16 protein-coding genes are annotated in these 15,653 nt (G+C 69.3%); 9 read left to right on the top strand and 7 right to left on the bottom strand.

From position 1 onward, the window contains the following. Positions 1–19: 19 nt before the first annotated feature. Together OQ789_RS14915 and OQ789_RS14910 are read left to right on the top strand one after the other, a co-directional pair. Positions 20–1,177, top strand: coding sequence for a thiolase family protein (locus OQ789_RS14915; RefSeq protein ID WP_324686711.1), 1,158 nt, complete (start codon positions 20–22; stop codon positions 1,175–1,177). Next, positions 1,174–1,965 carry a crotonase/enoyl-CoA hydratase family protein gene (locus tag OQ789_RS14910; protein ID WP_324686710.1) on the top strand — a complete coding sequence of 264 codons (792 nt, stop codon included), beginning with the start codon at positions 1,174–1,176 and terminating at the stop codon, positions 1,963–1,965. The genes OQ789_RS14915 and OQ789_RS14910 overlap by 4 nt, the downstream gene beginning before the upstream one ends. Before the next feature lie 18 nt (positions 1,966–1,983). On the opposite strand, the gene OQ789_RS14905 is transcribed toward OQ789_RS14910, so the two are convergent. Genes OQ789_RS14905 through OQ789_RS14895 form a run of 3 tightly spaced genes read right to left on the bottom strand, consistent with a single transcriptional unit; the run spans position 1,984 to position 4,624 of the window. Next, positions 1,984–3,000, bottom strand: a complete 1,017-nt coding sequence (locus tag OQ789_RS14905) for an NAD(P)/FAD-dependent oxidoreductase (protein ID WP_324686709.1) — start codon at positions 2,998–3,000, stop codon at positions 1,984–1,986. Beyond that, on the bottom strand, positions 2,997–3,497 hold the full coding sequence (locus OQ789_RS14900; RefSeq protein ID WP_324686708.1) for an isoprenylcysteine carboxyl methyltransferase family protein: 501 nt from the start codon (positions 3,495–3,497) through the stop codon (positions 2,997–2,999). Before OQ789_RS14900 ends, OQ789_RS14905 begins: the two co-directional genes overlap by 4 nt. Before the next feature lie 20 nt (positions 3,498–3,517). Next, positions 3,518–4,624 carry a type III polyketide synthase gene (locus OQ789_RS14895; protein WP_324686707.1) on the bottom strand — a complete coding sequence of 369 codons (1,107 nt, stop codon included), beginning with the start codon at positions 4,622–4,624 and terminating at the stop codon, positions 3,518–3,520. Between the two features lie 173 nt (positions 4,625–4,797). On the opposite strand from OQ789_RS14895, the gene OQ789_RS14890 reads away from it, so the two are divergent. Then, positions 4,798–5,946, top strand: coding sequence for an NAD(P)H-binding protein (locus OQ789_RS14890; RefSeq protein ID WP_324686706.1), 1,149 nt, complete (start codon positions 4,798–4,800; stop codon positions 5,944–5,946). Beyond that, on the top strand, positions 5,943–6,665 hold the full coding sequence (locus OQ789_RS14885; RefSeq protein ID WP_324686705.1) for a type II CAAX endopeptidase family protein: 723 nt from the start codon (positions 5,943–5,945) through the stop codon (positions 6,663–6,665). Before OQ789_RS14890 ends, OQ789_RS14885 begins: the two co-directional genes overlap by 4 nt. 2 nt (positions 6,666–6,667) lie before the next feature. Here the strand turns inward: OQ789_RS14885 and OQ789_RS14880 are convergent, their stop codons facing one another. Together OQ789_RS14880 and OQ789_RS14875 are read right to left on the bottom strand one after the other, a co-directional pair. After that, entirely contained in the window at positions 6,668–8,041 is a 1,374-nt protein-coding gene (locus OQ789_RS14880) for a DUF2867 domain-containing protein (protein WP_324686704.1), read from the bottom strand. Positions 8,042–8,133: 92 nt separating this feature from the next. After that, positions 8,134–8,946, bottom strand: a complete 813-nt coding sequence (locus OQ789_RS14875; RefSeq protein ID WP_324686702.1) for an enoyl-CoA hydratase — start codon at positions 8,944–8,946, stop codon at positions 8,134–8,136. A gap of 120 nt (positions 8,947–9,066) precedes the next feature. Between OQ789_RS14875 and OQ789_RS14870 the strand changes: the two genes are divergently transcribed. Together OQ789_RS14870 and OQ789_RS14865 are read left to right on the top strand one after the other, a co-directional pair. Further along, positions 9,067–10,149 carry a CaiB/BaiF CoA-transferase family protein gene (locus OQ789_RS14870; protein WP_324686701.1) on the top strand — a complete coding sequence of 361 codons (1,083 nt, stop codon included), beginning with the start codon at positions 9,067–9,069 and terminating at the stop codon, positions 10,147–10,149. A 44-nt stretch (positions 10,150–10,193) separates the two neighbouring features. Further along, on the top strand, positions 10,194–10,958 hold the full coding sequence (locus OQ789_RS14865) for a 3-hydroxyacyl-CoA dehydrogenase (protein ID WP_324686700.1): 765 nt from the start codon (positions 10,194–10,196) through the stop codon (positions 10,956–10,958). 155 nt (positions 10,959–11,113) lie between these two features. On the opposite strand, the gene OQ789_RS14860 is transcribed toward OQ789_RS14865, so the two are convergent. Beyond that, positions 11,114–11,236: a hypothetical protein gene (locus OQ789_RS14860; protein ID WP_324686753.1), complete on the bottom strand. Its 123-nt coding sequence runs from the start codon at positions 11,234–11,236 to the stop codon at positions 11,114–11,116. Positions 11,237–11,533: 297 nt separating this feature from the next. Between OQ789_RS14860 and OQ789_RS14855 the strand changes: the two genes are divergently transcribed. After that, the gene (locus tag OQ789_RS14855; RefSeq protein ID WP_324686698.1) at positions 11,534–13,909 is read left to right on the top strand and encodes an MMPL family transporter; all 2,376 of its coding nucleotides are present in this window, start codon (positions 11,534–11,536) and stop codon (positions 13,907–13,909) included. Further along, positions 13,848–14,477 carry a class I SAM-dependent methyltransferase gene (locus tag OQ789_RS14850; RefSeq protein ID WP_324686697.1) on the top strand — a complete coding sequence of 210 codons (630 nt, stop codon included), beginning with the start codon at positions 13,848–13,850 and terminating at the stop codon, positions 14,475–14,477. Before OQ789_RS14855 ends, OQ789_RS14850 begins: the two co-directional genes overlap by 62 nt. A gap of 13 nt (positions 14,478–14,490) precedes the next feature. On the opposite strand, the gene OQ789_RS14845 is transcribed toward OQ789_RS14850, so the two are convergent. Then, complete coding sequence (locus OQ789_RS14845) at positions 14,491–15,204, bottom strand: NAD-dependent deacylase (protein WP_324686696.1); 714 nt, start codon at positions 15,202–15,204, stop codon at positions 14,491–14,493. 37 nt (positions 15,205–15,241) lie between these two features. Here OQ789_RS14845 and OQ789_RS14840 point away from each other — a divergent pair, with 37 nt between their 5' ends. Beyond that, positions 15,242–15,607 carry a GntR family transcriptional regulator gene (locus tag OQ789_RS14840; RefSeq protein ID WP_324686695.1) on the top strand — a complete coding sequence of 122 codons (366 nt, stop codon included), beginning with the start codon at positions 15,242–15,244 and terminating at the stop codon, positions 15,605–15,607. Positions 15,608–15,653: the final 46 nt, after the last annotated feature.

Raw genomic sequence — 15,653 nt, 5'->3', positions numbered from 1 at the left:
TGTCAAAGGAGACAAGACCATGGCTGAAGCCGTCATCGTCGAGGCAGTGCGTTCACCGATCGGCAAGCGCAACGGCGGATTGTCCGGGGTGCACCCGGCGGACCTGTCAGCGCAGGTGCTCAACGGCCTGGTCGACAAGGCCGGCGTCGACCCGGGCCTGGTCGACGACGTCATCTGGGGCTGCGTCATGCAGGCCGGCGAACAGGCCCTCGACATCGGCCGCACCGCACTGCTGACGGCAGGCTGGCCGGAGACCGTCCCGGGCGTGACCGTCGACCGCCAGTGCGGCTCGAGCCAGCAGTCCATCCACTTCGCCGCCGCCGGTGTCATCGCCGGGCACTACGACATCGTCGTCGCCGGCGGTGTCGAGTCGATGTCGCGGACCCCGATGGGCGCATCGCTGGCCAACGGCGGACGCCCGTATTCGCAGGCTTTCCTGGACCGCTACCACGGCCAGATCCCCAACCAGGGCATCGGCGCGGAGATGATCGCCGAGCAGTGGGGGCTCTCCCGCACCGATCTCGACCAGTTCTCCCTGGATTCGCACGAAAAGGCCGCTACTGCACAGGATTCCGGTGCGTTTGACGACCAGATCGTGGGCATCAGCGTGGGCGACGGCCACGAAAGAACAACAGTGCTCAAGGACGAAGGCATCCGCCGCGGCACGCCGATGGAGAAGATGGCCTCGCTGAAGCCGGCGTTCAAGGAGGACGGCGTGATTCACGCAGGCAACTCCTCGCAGATTTCCGACGGCTCGGCTGCCCTCCTGTTCATGTCGGCCGAGAAGGCCAAGGAGCTGGGACTCAAGCCGCTGGCCAAGGTGCACACCGCTTCGCTGGCCGGCGCGGACCCGGTGATCATGCTGACCGCGCCCATCCCGGCGACCCAGAAGGTGCTCAAGCGTTCCGGGCTGTCCATCGGTGACATCGGCGCCTACGAGGTCAACGAGGCGTTCGCGCCGGTTCCGCTGGCCTGGCTCAAGGACATCGGCGCCGACGAGACGAAGCTGAACCCCAACGGCGGCGCCATCGCGCTGGGCCACCCGCTCGGCGGATCCGGTGCGCGCATCATGACCACCCTGCTGTACCACATGCGGGACAAGGGAATTCAGTACGGACTGCAGACCATGTGCGAGGGTGGTGGCCAGGCCAACGCCACCATCGTGGAACTGCTGTGAGCGAAGCGCCGGGGGCCCTGGCCGAGCGCCGGGGCAACGTGATGGTGGTGACCATCAACCGGCCGGAAGCCCGCAACGCGGTGAACGCCGCCGTCAGCATCGGCCTCGGGGATGCGCTCGAAGAGGCGCAGCACGACCCCGGGGTGCGGGCGGTGGTGGTCACCGGCGCGGGCGACAAGTCGTTCTGCGCCGGGGCCGACCTCAAGGCGCTCGCCCGGCGCGAGAATATCTATCACCCCGACCATCCGGAGTGGGGCTTTGCCGGATACGTCCACCACTTCATCGACAAGCCCACCATCGCGGCGGTGAACGGAACCGCCCTCGGCGGTGGCACCGAGCTGGCGCTGGCCAGCGACCTGGTGGTGGCCGACGAGCGGGCGCAGTTCGGCTTGCCCGAGGTCAAGCGCGGGCTGATCGCCGCCGCCGGCGGCGTGTTCCGCATCGCCGAGCAGCTGCCGCGCAAGGTGGCGATGCAGCTGCTGCTGACCGGCGAACCGCTCACCGCGGCCGCCGCCTGCGAATGGGGCCTGATCAACGAGGTCGTCGCGCCGGGATCGGTGCTGGACGCCGCGCTGGCGCTGGCCGAGCGGGTCACCGTCAACGCTCCGCTGTCGGTGCAGGCCAGCAAGCGCGTCGCCTACGGTGTCGACGACGGCGTCGTGGTGGGTGACGAACCGGGTTGGGAGCGCACCATGCGCGAGATGAAGTCCCTGTTCAGGTCCGAGGACGCCAAGGAGGGGCCATTGGCGTTCGCCGAGAAGCGCGAGCCGATCTGGAAGGCGCGCTAACCCGGCGCTAACCCGGCGCTAACCCGCCAGGATGTTGACGCCGCGGGCGAACACCGGGGATAGCAGCGTGCACGTGGGTACGACAGCGCGCCGCACCGCCCGCGGCGTGCTGGCCAGCACGAGCGCGCGCGTGAGCAGCCGGTAGTCGCGGGTGATCCGGTGCCACGCCCGCTCGTAGGACCCCGGCGTCTCGTTGACGATCGCGTCGACGGCCGCGGCGGACTGCTTCAGTGCCAGGCTGATGCCCTCGCCTGTGAGCGCGTCCTCGTAGCCGGCCGCGTCGCCGACCAGCAGCACCCGGCCCGCGACGCGGCGGGAGACCACCTGCCGCAACGGGCCGCAGCCGCGGGGGTGCCCCGTGGTGCCGCCGCGCAGCCGGCGGGCGAGCTGCGGGAACCAGGCCATGTCGGGCCGGCCCCGCGACAGGATCGCCACGCCGACCAGGTCGGGCTCGACCGGCGTCACGTACGCCTCGCCCCAGCGCGACCAATACACCTCGACGAATTCCGACCACGCCGGCACCCGATAGTGCCAGCGCACCCCGTAGCGCCGCGGCGTCCCTGCCGTCGCAGCGATTCCGACCGCGCGCCGCACCTGAGAGTGCAGTCCGTCGGCCCCCACCAACCATTTCGCGCGCACACCGGCCGCCGAGACGCCGTGGGCGTCTTGCGCAACACTCGTCACCCGCTTGCGAATCCAGTCCGTGTCTTGCTCTTTGGCGCGCGCGGCCAGCGCCGCATGCAAGGTGGTACGACGCACGCCGCGGCCCGGCCCGCCGCGAAAGTGGGCCTGGGCCCGCCGTCGTTCACTCAGGTAGGCGATCCCCTGGAAGGGCATGCCGACGGGATCCACGCCCAGCGCGGTCAGTTCGGCCAGTCCGCCGGGCATCAACCCCTCGCCGCAGGCCTTATCGATGGGCTCGCCCCGCGGCTCGGCCACGATCACCGAAAGTCCTTGCCGCCGTGCGTGTAACGCCGTGGCCAGCCCGCCCGGGCCGCCGCCGACGATCAACAGGTCCGCATCGTAGTCGCTCACGCGTAGCCCAACGCCGAGTTCTCCACCCGCAGACGCACCCGGAGCAGCGCGGCGTTGGCCAATGTGAAAAGGACCGCGGTGAGCCACGCCGTGTGCACCAACGGCAACGCCAACCCCTCAGCCACCACTGCAACATAATTCGGGTGGTGCAGCCAGCGGTAGGGGCCCGCACTCACCAGCGGCGCCCGCGGCACCACGATCACCCGGGTGTTCCACCGCCGCCCCAGCGTCGTGATGCACCACCAGCGCAACGCCTGGCTGGCCACCACCACTGCCAGCATCGGCCAGCCCAGCCAACCGATGAACGGGCGGTGCAGTGCCCACGGCTCGACCAGGCAGCCGACCAGCAGCCCGGTGTGGATGACCACCATCACCGGGTAGTGCGGTCGGCCAAACTCTTTGCCGCCCTGCGCGAACGACCAGCGCGCGTTGCGGGTGGACACCACCAGTTCCACCACGCGCTCCAGCCCGACCGCCAGCACCAGCAGGTAATACATGGCTACAGTCTCTAACAGCCCTACCAGGCCAGCAGTACCAGCTCGGAGCAGAACGCCGGGCCCATCGCGATCATCAGCCCAATCGAGCCCCGGGGCGGCGGGTCGGCCAGGTTGGCGGCGAGCACGTCGAGCACCGAGACCGAAGACAGATTTCCGTTCTCGCGCAACGAGTTTCGCGTGTGGTCTAGGGCATCCGCGGGGAGATCCAAGACGCTCTCGACGGCCTCGATCACCCGGGGCCCACCCGGGTGGCATATCCACGTCGCCACATCGCGCGGGCCCAGGCCGTGGTCGCCCAGGAATTCGCGGACGTCGTCGCCCAGGTACTTTTCGGCGATGGTGGCGACGTCGGCGGACAGCACGATCCGGAAGCCGTCGCCGCCGATCTTCCATCCCATGGCGTCCTCAGTGTCGGGGTAGAGGCGACTGCGCGTGGCCAGCACCCGGGGGCCGGGATGTTCCCGGCCGGCCCGGTGGGCCCCCTCGGTGATCACCGCGGCCGCCCCGTCGCCGAAAAGGCTGGTGGCGACCAGGTTGGCCACCGACTTGTCTTGCCGTTGAATGGTCAGCGAGCACAGTTCGACCGCGAGCAGCGCGGCCGTGTGGTCGGGGAACGCGCGCAGGTAGTCATGCATCCGGGCCACGCCGGCCGCGCCGGCCACGCAGCCCAGTCCGAACAGCGGAACGCGTTTGACGTCCGGCCGCAGTCCGACCCGCGTCGCCAGCCGCGCCTCCAGCGTCGGCACGGCCAGCCCGGTGACCGTCGTCGAAAACACGATGTCGAGCTCCGACGGCTTGACCTTGGCCTTGTCCAGGGCGGCCAACAGCGCGCGCTCGCCCAGATCGAGCGCGACCTCGACATAGGCGTCGTTGGCCTCGGTGAATCCGTCCAGCTCGCGGTAGCGCGGGAGCCGCAGTGCGGTGTTGCGGAACTCGACCCCGCTGCTGTGCGCGAAGCGTCGGAAGTCCGGACCCGCGATGTCGGTCAGCGCGCGGATGGCTTCACTTTGGGTATAGCGATTGGGTGGAAACGTCACCGCAACGCCGGCAACGGACGGATTTTTCGGCGCAGTGCCCGTCGAGCCTGCTCTTGCGCCGACGACATCACAGCTTCTCTCATGCTCCATGTTGGGGTGACGGTGCCACCTGGCGCCTGGTTCAAATGCGTTCGGGTGCCGCGTTACGTGCGGGCGTGGCGGCACGCCGCCAGCGGCCTGCGTCGTCGTCGGGCTCAGCCCGATTGCCCGACTCCTCCGCACGCCGCCAGCGGCCTGCGTCGTCGTCGGGCTAGGGTCGGGGTATGCGGGCTCTGGTCACCGGTGCCACCGGTTATGTCGGATCACGCCTGGTCACCGCGCTTCTGGACGCCGAGCACCAGGTGGCCGCGGCGACACGAAACCCGGCGCGCCTCAATCGTTTCGGCTGGTTCGGCGACGTCACACCGGTAAAACTGGATGCCGCCGACACCGAGTCGCTGGCCGCCGCATTCGCCGAATGCGGACCCGTCGACGTGGCGTACTACCTCGTGCACGCGATCGGGCAGCCCGGATTTCGCGACGCCGACCGGGCCGCAGCCGCGAACTTCGCGGAGGCGGCCCGCGACGCGGGCGTGCAACGCATCGTCTACCTGGGCGGCTTCGTGCCCGCCGACGAAGATCTGTCCGAGCACCTGACCAGCCGGGCCGAGGTGGCCCAGGCGCTCACCATCCCGGGCGGCCCGGAACTGGTGTGGCTGGGCGCGGCGATCATCATCGGCGCCGGGTCGACGTCGTTCGAGATGATGCGTTACGTGGGAGACCGCTTCCCGCTGATCCCGATCCCGAGCTGGATGGACAACCCGATCGACCCGATCTCCATCCGCGACGTACTGCACTATCTCGTCGCCGCGGCCGACCGCGACCGGGTGCCCGCCGGTGCGTACGACATAGCCGGCCCGGACACCACGTCCTACCGGGACCTGCTCAAGACGTATGCGCGCGTCTCCGGGCGCTGGCACGCCGGATTGCCGGTCGGCAGGATCGATACCACGCTGGCCTCGCTGATCACCGGCGTCGCCCTGCCGGTGCCGCCCGGCCTGGCGGGTGATCTGGTCGAGTCCCTGGACCACCCGATGGTGGCGTCCGCCAATGGGCTACGCGATCGGGTGCCCGACCCTCCCGGCGGCCTGCTCGGCATCGAGGAGTCCATCGCTCTGGCGTTGGCCGGCCAGGCCACGCGCCCGCCGCGGCCCGTCAACGCGCTGGCCGATCCGCACCACCTCGCCAACACCGATCCGGCCTGGGCCGGCGGCGACGCGCTGCGCATCCGCCGACTCGCCCGGAGGGTCACCCCGCCGGTGGTGCGCCCGACCCTGAAGCTGGTGAACATGGTCCCCGGCCCGGTGGCCGGGGCGGTGCGGACCGGCCTGGACATCCTCCTCGCCCTGACCCCGAAGGTGCTGCCCGCATGACCCAGTCGATGAGTCCGTACCACACCGGCGTCTTCTCGGAGCTCCGCCGTGCGGTCACCAATGTTGCTGTGCCGCACAATGAATCGCCCACGGTGGTGCGGCGCAGGCGGATCGTCGTCGCCATCGCGCTGGTGATCGGCGCCAGCGTGCTGGGGTATTCGCTGCGGCGCCATCCGGGGGAGTTCAGCTTCTACTGGTTGACCTTGGCGCTGGCGGGCGTGTGGACCGCCGGGGCGCTGATCTCCGGCCCGCTGCACCTGGGCGGCATCTGCTGGCGGGGCCGAAACCAGCGTCCGGTCATCACCGGCACCAGCGTCGGCCTGCTGGTCGGTGGCGCGTTCGTAGCCGGTGCACTGGTCGCCCGCGAAATCCCCGCAGTCGCCACGCTGATCACCCGGGTGCTGCTGTACGCCCACCAAGGATCTTTTCTGCTGGTCGTCATGATCACCGTTATCAACGGCGTCGCCGAGGAGCTGTTCTTCCGCGGCGCGCTCTACACGGCGCTGGGCCGCCACCACCCCGTGCTGATCTCGACCGTGCTCTACACCGCGGCGACCATGGCCAGCGGCAACGCCATGCTGGGCTTCGCCGCGGTCATCCTCGGGACGGTGTGCGCGCTGGAGCGCCGCGCCAGCGGCGGCGTACTGGCCCCGGTGCTGACGCACTTCGTCTGGGGACTGATCATGGTGCTGGTGTTGCCCCCGATATTCGGGGTCTGACCTCACTGCTCCGCCGACGCGACGACCTCGCGGGCCAGGGCGCCGAGCATGGCGGCCCGCAGCGGCCACACCGCGATCCGGTACAGCAGGCCCAGAACCCCGCTCGGCGCGAAGACCGCCCGCTGCGTGTAGCGGCTGCCGCCGCCGGTTTGGGGACGCACCGTGATTTCCAGCCACGCACGCCCGGGCGGACGTGGCTTCGAGCGCAGCCGCAATGTGCTGCCCGGATCGCTCTCGTCGACGCTCCAGCCCCTCAGCGGGAGGCGGCGGCGCCACCGGCCGCCGCTCGTCGCGGTATGCGCTGCCGACCAGACCTCACCCGGATCGGCCGCACTCATGGCCGTCCGCACTTTGGTGTAGACGATCGGGCCCGCCCAATCGGGGTCGCTGGGCAGCGGCTCGGCCGGCGCCGACCGCAGCGAGGACCAGGAGGCGTCGGCCAAGCCGCGAGAGGCTCGGTCCAGCGCCAACTCGACCGCGCGCCGGTAGTCGGTCAGACCGCCCGGCGGCGGCGCGATCACGGCGTCGATGTCCGAATTACGTACCACCGCATCGCATTCCAGCGATTCGACCAGCGGCCGCGCCAGCGCGGCCGGGATCGGGGTCACGGTCCCGACCCAGAGGCTGGCGATCGTCGGGGTCAGGAACGGCAACACGAGTAGGTAGCGCCTGCCCAGCCCCGCGACCTCGGCGTAGACCCGCATCATGTCGCCGTACTCCAACACGTCGGGCCCGCCGATGTCCCAGGTGCGCGACTCCGGGATCGGCGTCCTTGACAGCGACGCCGCCGCGGCCAGGTAGTACAGCACGTCGCGCACCGCGATCGGCTGGATCTTGTTGTGCACCCATTTCGGCGTGGTCATCACCGGCAACCGGTCGGTGAGGTGCCGGATCATCTCGAACGACGCCGACCCCGAGCCGATGACCACCCCGGCCTGCAGCACCACCGTCTCGATGCCGGAAGCGATCAGCGCGTCCCCGACGGCCTTGCGCGACGCGAGATGCGCTGAGAGATCAGCGTTTTCGGGATGCAGTCCACTCAGATACACCATCCGCCGCACCCCGGCACGTCGCGCCGCGGTCACCACGTTGCGGGAGGCGCGGGTCTCCGCGGCGGCGAAGTCCTTCGAGGTGCCCATCGAGTGGACCAGGTAGTAGACCACGTCGACGCCGTCGAACGCGGCGATCAGGGAATCGACGTCGTCGAGGTCCCCGCGCGCCACCTCGGCCTGTTGTCGCCACGGCACCTGCGCCAGCTTGTCGGGGTTGCGCGCCAACGCCCGAACCTGATGTCCCTCGTCGAGCAGTCGGGGCACCAAGCGGCCGCCGATGTAGCCGGTCGCTCCGGTCACCAGGCAGCGCACCCGTTCGGGCATGGAGCCTCCGTCGTTCGTCAGACATCGGGGTCTAACGAGGAGGGTTACCGCATCCAGGGATGCTTAAGCGCCGCGGCCGATCACCGCGACAGTCAGCGGTCGGTGAAGTTGGCGGCGCGCCGCTGCTGGAAGGCCGTTGCGCCCTCGACGAAGTCGGGGGATTTCAGCAACACGGATTGTCCGTCGAATTCGCGCTGCAGGGCCGGGTCCAACTCGGTAAGTGTGGCCGCGTTGATCGCCAGCTTGGTCTTGGCGAACGCCACGGCAGGGCCCGCCAGCAACCGCTCGATCACCTTGTCCACCTCGGCCTCGAAATCGCCGGCCGGGTAGACCCCGGTGACCAGGCCCCACGACAACGCCTCGGCGGCCGTCAATCGTTCGGGCAGCAGCGCCATCCGCATCGCCCGGATCCGGCCCACCGCGGCCGCGACCAACGCCGACGCACCACCGTCGGGCATCAGGCCGATTTTGGTGAAGGCGAGCATGAAAAACGCGCTCTCCGAAGCTAATACGACGTCACAGGCCAGGGCGATGGAAACGCCGACCCCGGCCGCGGGCCCCTGAACCGCGGCGACCACCGGGTGGGGCACTGCGGCGATCGCGCGCACCAGCCGGTTGATCTCGAGGACGATCTCGTCCGGCGGGACACCGCCGTCGTCGGAGACGTCGTCGGCGCTGATGCCCGCCCCGGAGCTGAAGCCGCGCCCGGCGCCGCCCAGCCGCACCATTTTGACCTCGGGGTCGGTGGCCGCGTACTCCATCGCGTCCGCGATGCCGGTGATTACCGGAAGGGTCAGCGAATTCAGGCTGTCGGGCCGGTTGATGGTCACCGACAACACGCCGTCGGACCGCGTGACGTCAAGGCCTGCGACGGGGACGAGGGTGGCTATCGCGGATGAAGGCATGGCCTCACCATAAGTGACCGGGATGCGCGGCCTGTCGGCACGGCTGCGAAGATGTCGAACGACCGCTGGTTCGGGTGTGCACGGTCAAGGGCGTCAGAGCGGACGAAAGGTCGGTGGATTGTGGCTGGACCGTTGAAAGGACTGCGCGTCGTCGAGCTGGCGGGCATCGGCCCCGGCCCGCACGCCGCGATGATCCTGGGGGATCTGGGCGCCGACGTGGTGCGCATCGATCGCCCGTCGGCCGGTCCCGGCGGCGTCGCGAAGGACGCGATGACGCGCAACCGGCGAGTGGTCACCGCCGACCTGAAGTCCGACGAGGGACGCGCAACCGTCCTCCAGCTGATCGCCAAGGCCGATGTGCTGATCGAGGGCTATCGCCCCGGTGTCACGGAGCGGCTCGGCCTGGGACCGCAGGACTGCGCCAAGGTCAACGAGCGGCTGGTCTACGCGCGGATGACCGGCTGGGGCCAGACAGGCCCACGCAGCCAGCAGGCCGGTCACGACATCAACTACATCTCGCTGAACGGCATCCTGCACTCCATCGGGCGGGCGGGCGAACGGCCGGTGCCGCCGCTGAACCTGGTCGGCGACTTCGGCGGCGGCTCGATGTTTCTGCTGCTCGGCATCCTGTCCGCGCTGTGGGAGCGGCAGACCTCCGGCAAGGGTCAGGTCGTCGACGCCGCGATGGTGGACGGCTCCAGCGTGCTCGTCCACATGATGTGGCAGATGCGCGCCTCCGGGATGTGGACCGACGCGCGCGGCACCAACCTGCTCGACGGCGGCGCCCCCTACTACGACACCTACGAATGCGCCGACGGCCGCTACGTCGCCGTCGGCGCCATCGAGCCGCAGTTCTACGCGGCCATGCTGACCGGACTCGGGCTGGACGGCGCGGACCTGCCCGGCCAGAACGACGTCGGCCGGTGGCCCGAGCTGCGGGCGATACTCACCGAGAAATTCGCCAGGCAGGATCGCGACCACTGGGCCAAGGTGTTCGCCGACTCCGACGCGTGCGTGACGCCGATTCTGGCCTTCGGTGAGGTGCAGACCGAGCCGCACATCACCGAACGCAACACCTTCTACGAAGTCAACGGCGGTCTGCAACCGCTGCCGGCGCCGCGGTTCTCCCGGACCCCGTCGGAGACACCGCGCCCCGCGGCGCCGGTGACCGACGCCGGGGACGTCCTGCGCGACTGGGTATAGTCCCCAACCAACAAGTTGGTCGGCAGCATCAGGAAAGGACTCGCATGGAGATCAAGGACGCCGTCGCCGTCGTCACCGGGGGAGCGTCGGGCCTGGGCCTGGCCACCACCAAGCGACTGCTCGACCGCGGTGCCCAGGTGGTGGTGATCGACCTGCGCGGCGAGGAAGCGGTCCGCGAGCTGGGCGATCGCGCCCGCTACGTGGAGGCCGACGTCACCGACGAGGCCGCCGTCGGAAAGGCGCTGGACGCCGCGGAGTCGATGGGCACGTTGCGGATCAACGTCAACTGCGCCGGCATCGGCAACGCCATCAAGACGCTGTCCAAGGACGGCCCGTTCCCGCTGGATGGCTTCAAGAAGGTGGTCGGGGTCAACCTGATCGGCACCTTCAACGTGCTGCGGCTGGCCGCCGAGCGCATCGCCAAGACGGAAGCGGTCGGTCCCGAAACAAGCCCCGAGCGTGGCGTCATCATCAACACCGCCTCCGTCGCCGCGTTCGAAGGTCAGATCGGCCAGGCCGCGTACTCGGCGTCCAAGGGTGGCGTCGTCGGCATGACCCTGCCGATCGCGCGCGACCTGTCGCGTGAGCTCATCCGCGTGGTGACCATCGCGCCGGGATTGTTCAAGACGCCGCTGCTGGGATCGCTGCCCGAGGAGGCGCAGGCCTCGCTGGGCAAGCAGGTGCCGCACCCGGCCCGGCTGGGTGATCCCGACGAGTACGGCGCCCTGGCCGTGCACATCGTCGAGAACCCGATGCTCAACGGCGAGGTCATCCGCCTCGACGGCGCCATTCGCATGGCGCCTCGCTGAGCCGCGGCCCCGTCGGGCACAACGTTCGCGCAAAACGAAAGCCCCCCGCGTCGGCGGGGGGCTTTCGTTTCACCAGGTCCAACGATTACTTGCGGAACCATCGACTGACGTTGGGTTCGGCCATCAACAGCCGTGCGAGCATACTCATGGCTGCCTCAGCTCGCCGCTTGGAGTTCGTCGAACTGCTCCGAGGTCTCGCCTTCCACCAGCACGTCGCCGTGGTAGAGGGCTTCGAAGTCAACTTTCATGACGTCGGCACTTGTGTCGTCGATCCACATGACACTGAGCGTATGGGCGCCCATTAAGGAATCTTTGAGTCACGATTCGGAAAATATTGGCAATTTACCGGCGAGTAGGTTCTCGGTCGGCGTGCCCGCGGATTTGGGCCGTGAGCTGCCTACTTGCTATACATTTTCTGGCCGGATTCTTATGGTCCCTGTGGTTTGAAAAGTGACGTTGAACGGTTCGGGCGGCCCCTGCGTATTACCGGACAGTGTTGGACGTGTGCCGATTAGCGTCGCCGGGGTCAAGCGGGCGGCCGGCACCTGATGTCATCGGCAGCGGAAGGGCTCGGAATGCTGCAGAAAACCGCGCGCCTCGCGATCAGGGCACCCCGCCTCGTCATCGCGATCGGCGCACTGGTTTTCGTCGTTGCCGCCGTCTTCGGCGTCCCCGTCGCCAAGAGCCTGTCGACGGGCGGTTTCCAAGACCCGAACTCCGAGTCCGCGCACGCAATCACCGTGTTGAGCGACAAATTCGGCCAGAGCGGCCAGCAGCTGCTGATCGTGGTGACGGCGCCAGGCGGCAGCAACAGCGAACAGGCCCGCCGAGTGGGCACCGAGCTCGTCGACCGGTTGCAGAATTCCCCGCTGGTCTATAACGTCGCCTCGCCCTGGACCAGGCCCACCGCCGGCGTGCCGGGCCTGCCGGACGACATGGTCAGCCGCGACGGCAAATCCGGACTCATCGTGGTCAACCTCAAGGGCGGTGAGAACCGCGCCCAGAGCAACGCCGAGACGTTGGCCGACCAGTTCATCCACGACCGTGACGGCGTCACCGTGCGGGCCGGCGGCGGGGCGATGGAGTACGCGCAGATCAACACGCAGAACCAGGCCGACCTGCTGGTGATGGAGATGATCGCGCTGCCGCTGAGCTTCCTGGTGCTGATCTGGGTGTTCGGCGGGCTCCTGGCGGCGGCGTTGCCCATGGCACTGGGCGCGCTGGCTCTCGTCGGTTCGATGTCGGTGCTGCGCCTGATCACCTTCACCACCGAGGTGTCGATCTTCGCCCTCAATCTGAGCACCGCGCTGGGCCTGGCGCTGGCCATCGACTACACCCTGTTGATCGTCAGCCGCTATCGCGACGAATTGGCCGAGGGCCACGATCGCGACGAAGCGCTCATCCGGACCATGGCCACCTCCGGGCGCACCGTGCTGTTCTCCGCGGTCACCGTGGCTTTGTCGATGTCGGCGACGGTGGCGTTCCCGATGTACTTCCTCAAGTCGTTCGCGTACGCCGGCGTGGCGACCGTCGCCTTCGTCGCGACCGCCTCGATCGTGCTGACCCCGGCCGCGATCGTGCTGCTGGGCCCCCGTCTTGACGCGCTGGATGTGCGCCGGCTGGCGCGTCGGCTGCTGGGGCGCGCACCCGCTGAGCCGGCCACACCTCCCGTCGAGGGAATGTTCTGGTACCGCTGCGCCAAGTTTGTGATGCGCCGGTGGGCGCCCGTCGGCTTGACCGTCGTTGCGCTGCTGTTGCTGCTCGGATCTCCGTTCTTGCGCGTGACGTGGGGCTTCCCGGACGATCGGGTGCTCCCGCGCTCGGCGTCGGCGCATCAGGTCGGCGACCGGCTGCGCAACGACTTCGCGCACGACTTGGCGACGTCGGTGCCCGTCGTCATCCCCGACGCCGCCGGCCTGAGCCCGTCGGACGTGGACAGCTACGCGGCCGACCTGTCGCGGGTCGCCGACGTGTCGTCGGTGTCAAGCCCCGGCGGCACCTTCGTGGCCGGCAGCCGGGTGGGACCGCCGACCGGGCCCACCGGGCTGGCCGGCGGGAGCGCGTTTGTCACCGTCGACAGCTCGGCGCCGCTGTTTTCCCGCGCGAGCGACACCCAGCTCACACGCCTGCGCGAGGTGTCCGCGCCGGCGGGCCGGACCGTCGAGATGGGCGGGGTGGCGCAGATCAACCGCGACAGCGTCGATGCCGTGACGGATCGGCTGCCGCTGGTCCTCGGGATGATGGCCGCGATCACCTTCCTGTTGCTGTTCCTGCTCACCGGCAGCTTGCTGCTCCCGGCCAAGGCGCTGGCCTGCAACTTCTTGTCGCTGACGGCGGCGTTCGGCGCGCTGGTGTGGATCTTCCAGGACGGCCACCTGGGCGCGCTCGGAACCACGCCGAGCGGGACGCTTGTCGCCAACATGCCGGTGCTGCTGTTCTGCATCGCCTTCGGGTTGTCCATGGACTACGAGGTGTTCCTGCTCTCCCGGATCCGCGAGTACTGGCTGGCGTCCGGCGCCGCCCGACCGGCGAAGCCGACTCCGAAAGAGGCCCACGCCGCCAATGACGAAAGCGTGGCGCTGGGCGTCGCCCGCACCGGTCGCGTGATCACCGCGGCCGCGTTGGTGATGTCGATGTCGTTCGCCGCGCTGATCGCGGCCCACGTCTCGTTCATGAGGATGTTCGGCCTCGGCCTGACGCTGGCCGTGTTGGCCGACGCCACCCTGGTCCGAATGGTGGTCGTCCCGGCTTTCATGCACGTGATGGGCCGATGGAACTGGTGGGCGCCCAAGCCGCTGGCATGGCTGCACGACCGGTTCGGCATCAGCGAGGCAGCGGCCGAAGAGGCCCCACCGGGGGCCTCATCCGAATCGGAAGGTGCAACGGCGTATGACGACAGCAGTCGACAACCCCTTCTTCGCGCGGGTCTGGAACCTGGTGGCCACCCATGAAGCCGAGCCGATCCGGGCGCTGCGCCGGGAGAATCTGACCGGTCTGTCCGGCCGGGTGCTGGAAGTCGGGGCGGGCATCGGCTCGAACTTCGCTCACTACCCGGACTCGGTCGACGAGGTGATCGCGATGGAGCCGGAACGGCGGCTGGCGGCCCGGGCCCGTGTCGCTGCCGAAGCTGTGCCCACCCGCGTCGTGGTAACCGGCGAGACCGCCGAAGCATTCAGCGGCGCGGAGCCGTTCGACGCGGTGGTGTGCTCGCTGGTGCTGTGTTCGGTGCGCGACCCGGGCCAGGTGCTGCGGCGCCTGTACTCGTTGCTGCGGCCGGGTGGGCAGCTGCGCTATCTCGAGCACATCGCCAGCACCGGCGGGCGGGGCCGCCTTCAGCGCGTTGCCGACGCGACGTTGTGGCCGCGGCTCTTCGGCAACTGCCACACCCACCGGGATACCGAGCGCTCGATCGTCGAAGCCGGATTCACGGTCGAAACGTCGCGGTCCGAGTTCACGTTGCCGGCGTGGGCGCCGCTGCCGGTGTCGGAGCTGCTGCTCGGGCGCGCGAGCCGGCCCTGAGCGACCGGGGGCTCTAGGTCAGCAGAGCTGGCAGCCGCTGCAGCAGCCCGGGCAGAGCCTGGCTGGCCGTCTCGCGCATGCTGATCGTCACGCTGCCCGACAACGGAGTGACCTCGGGATTGACCTCGATGACGACTGTGCCACGCGACAGCGCCAGCTCGGCCAGCCCCGCCGCCGGGTACACGATCGCCGAGGTCCCCACCACCACCATCACGTCCGCGGACTCGGTCGCCTCGACGGCGCGCCGCCACGGCTCGTCGGGCAGCTGTTCACCGAACCACACGATGTCGGGCCGGATCAGGCCGCCGCAGTGACATACCGGGGGCTCCGCTTCCAGCGCCGGTTCGGGCATCTGGGGCAGCGCACCGGAATAGCGTGTACCGCAACGCGCACAACGGAATTCGAACAGGCTGCCGTGCAGGTGGTACACCGATCGGCTGCCCGCGCGCTCGTGCAGGTCGTCGACGTTCTGGGTGATGACGCTGACATGGGCGTCGTCCTGCCACGCGGCGATGGCGCGATGCCCCGCGTTCGGTTGGACGTCGGCGACCAGATAGTGGCGCCACAGATACCAGCCCCAGACCCGCTGCGGGTTGTCACGCCAGCCCTGGGTGCTGGACAGCTCGTAAGGGTCGAAGCGCGCCCACAATCCGTTCTTGTCGTCGCGGAAGGTCGGCACACCGCTTTCGGCGGAGATCCCCGCGCCGCTGAGCACCGCTACTCGCATCCCACAAAGATAGCCGGGGGTAGGTGATACTGGACGGGTGGAACTGGGTGACTGGCTGAAGGTCGACATGAAGGCGGGAAAGCCGCTGTTCGACCAGCTCAGGACGCAGGTTATCGACGGAGTCCGGGACGGCGCGCTACCGCCCGGCACCCGCCTGCCCACCGTGCGCGATCTGGCCGGCCAGCTCGGCGTCGCCGTCAACACCGTGGCGCGGGCCTACCGCGAGCTGGAGACCTCCGCGATCATCGAAACCCGAGGGCGCTTCGGCACTTTCATCGCCCGCTACGATCCGACCGACGCCGCGATGGCGGCCGCGGCGCGCGAGTACGTCCGCGTTGCGCGCGGACTCGGGATGGACAAGGCGGACGCGGTGCGCTACATCGAAGCTGTGCCCGACGAGTGACGGGCGGGCGGAGGGCATCGAAACCCTCTGGCGCACCGGCCGTCTG

The sequence above is a fragment of the Mycobacterium sp. 94-17 genome (genome assembly GCF_035617725.1).
Taxonomy (GTDB): Bacteria; Actinomycetota; Actinomycetes; order Mycobacteriales; family Mycobacteriaceae; genus Mycobacterium.
This window is presented reverse-complemented; position numbering and strand designations above follow the sequence as displayed.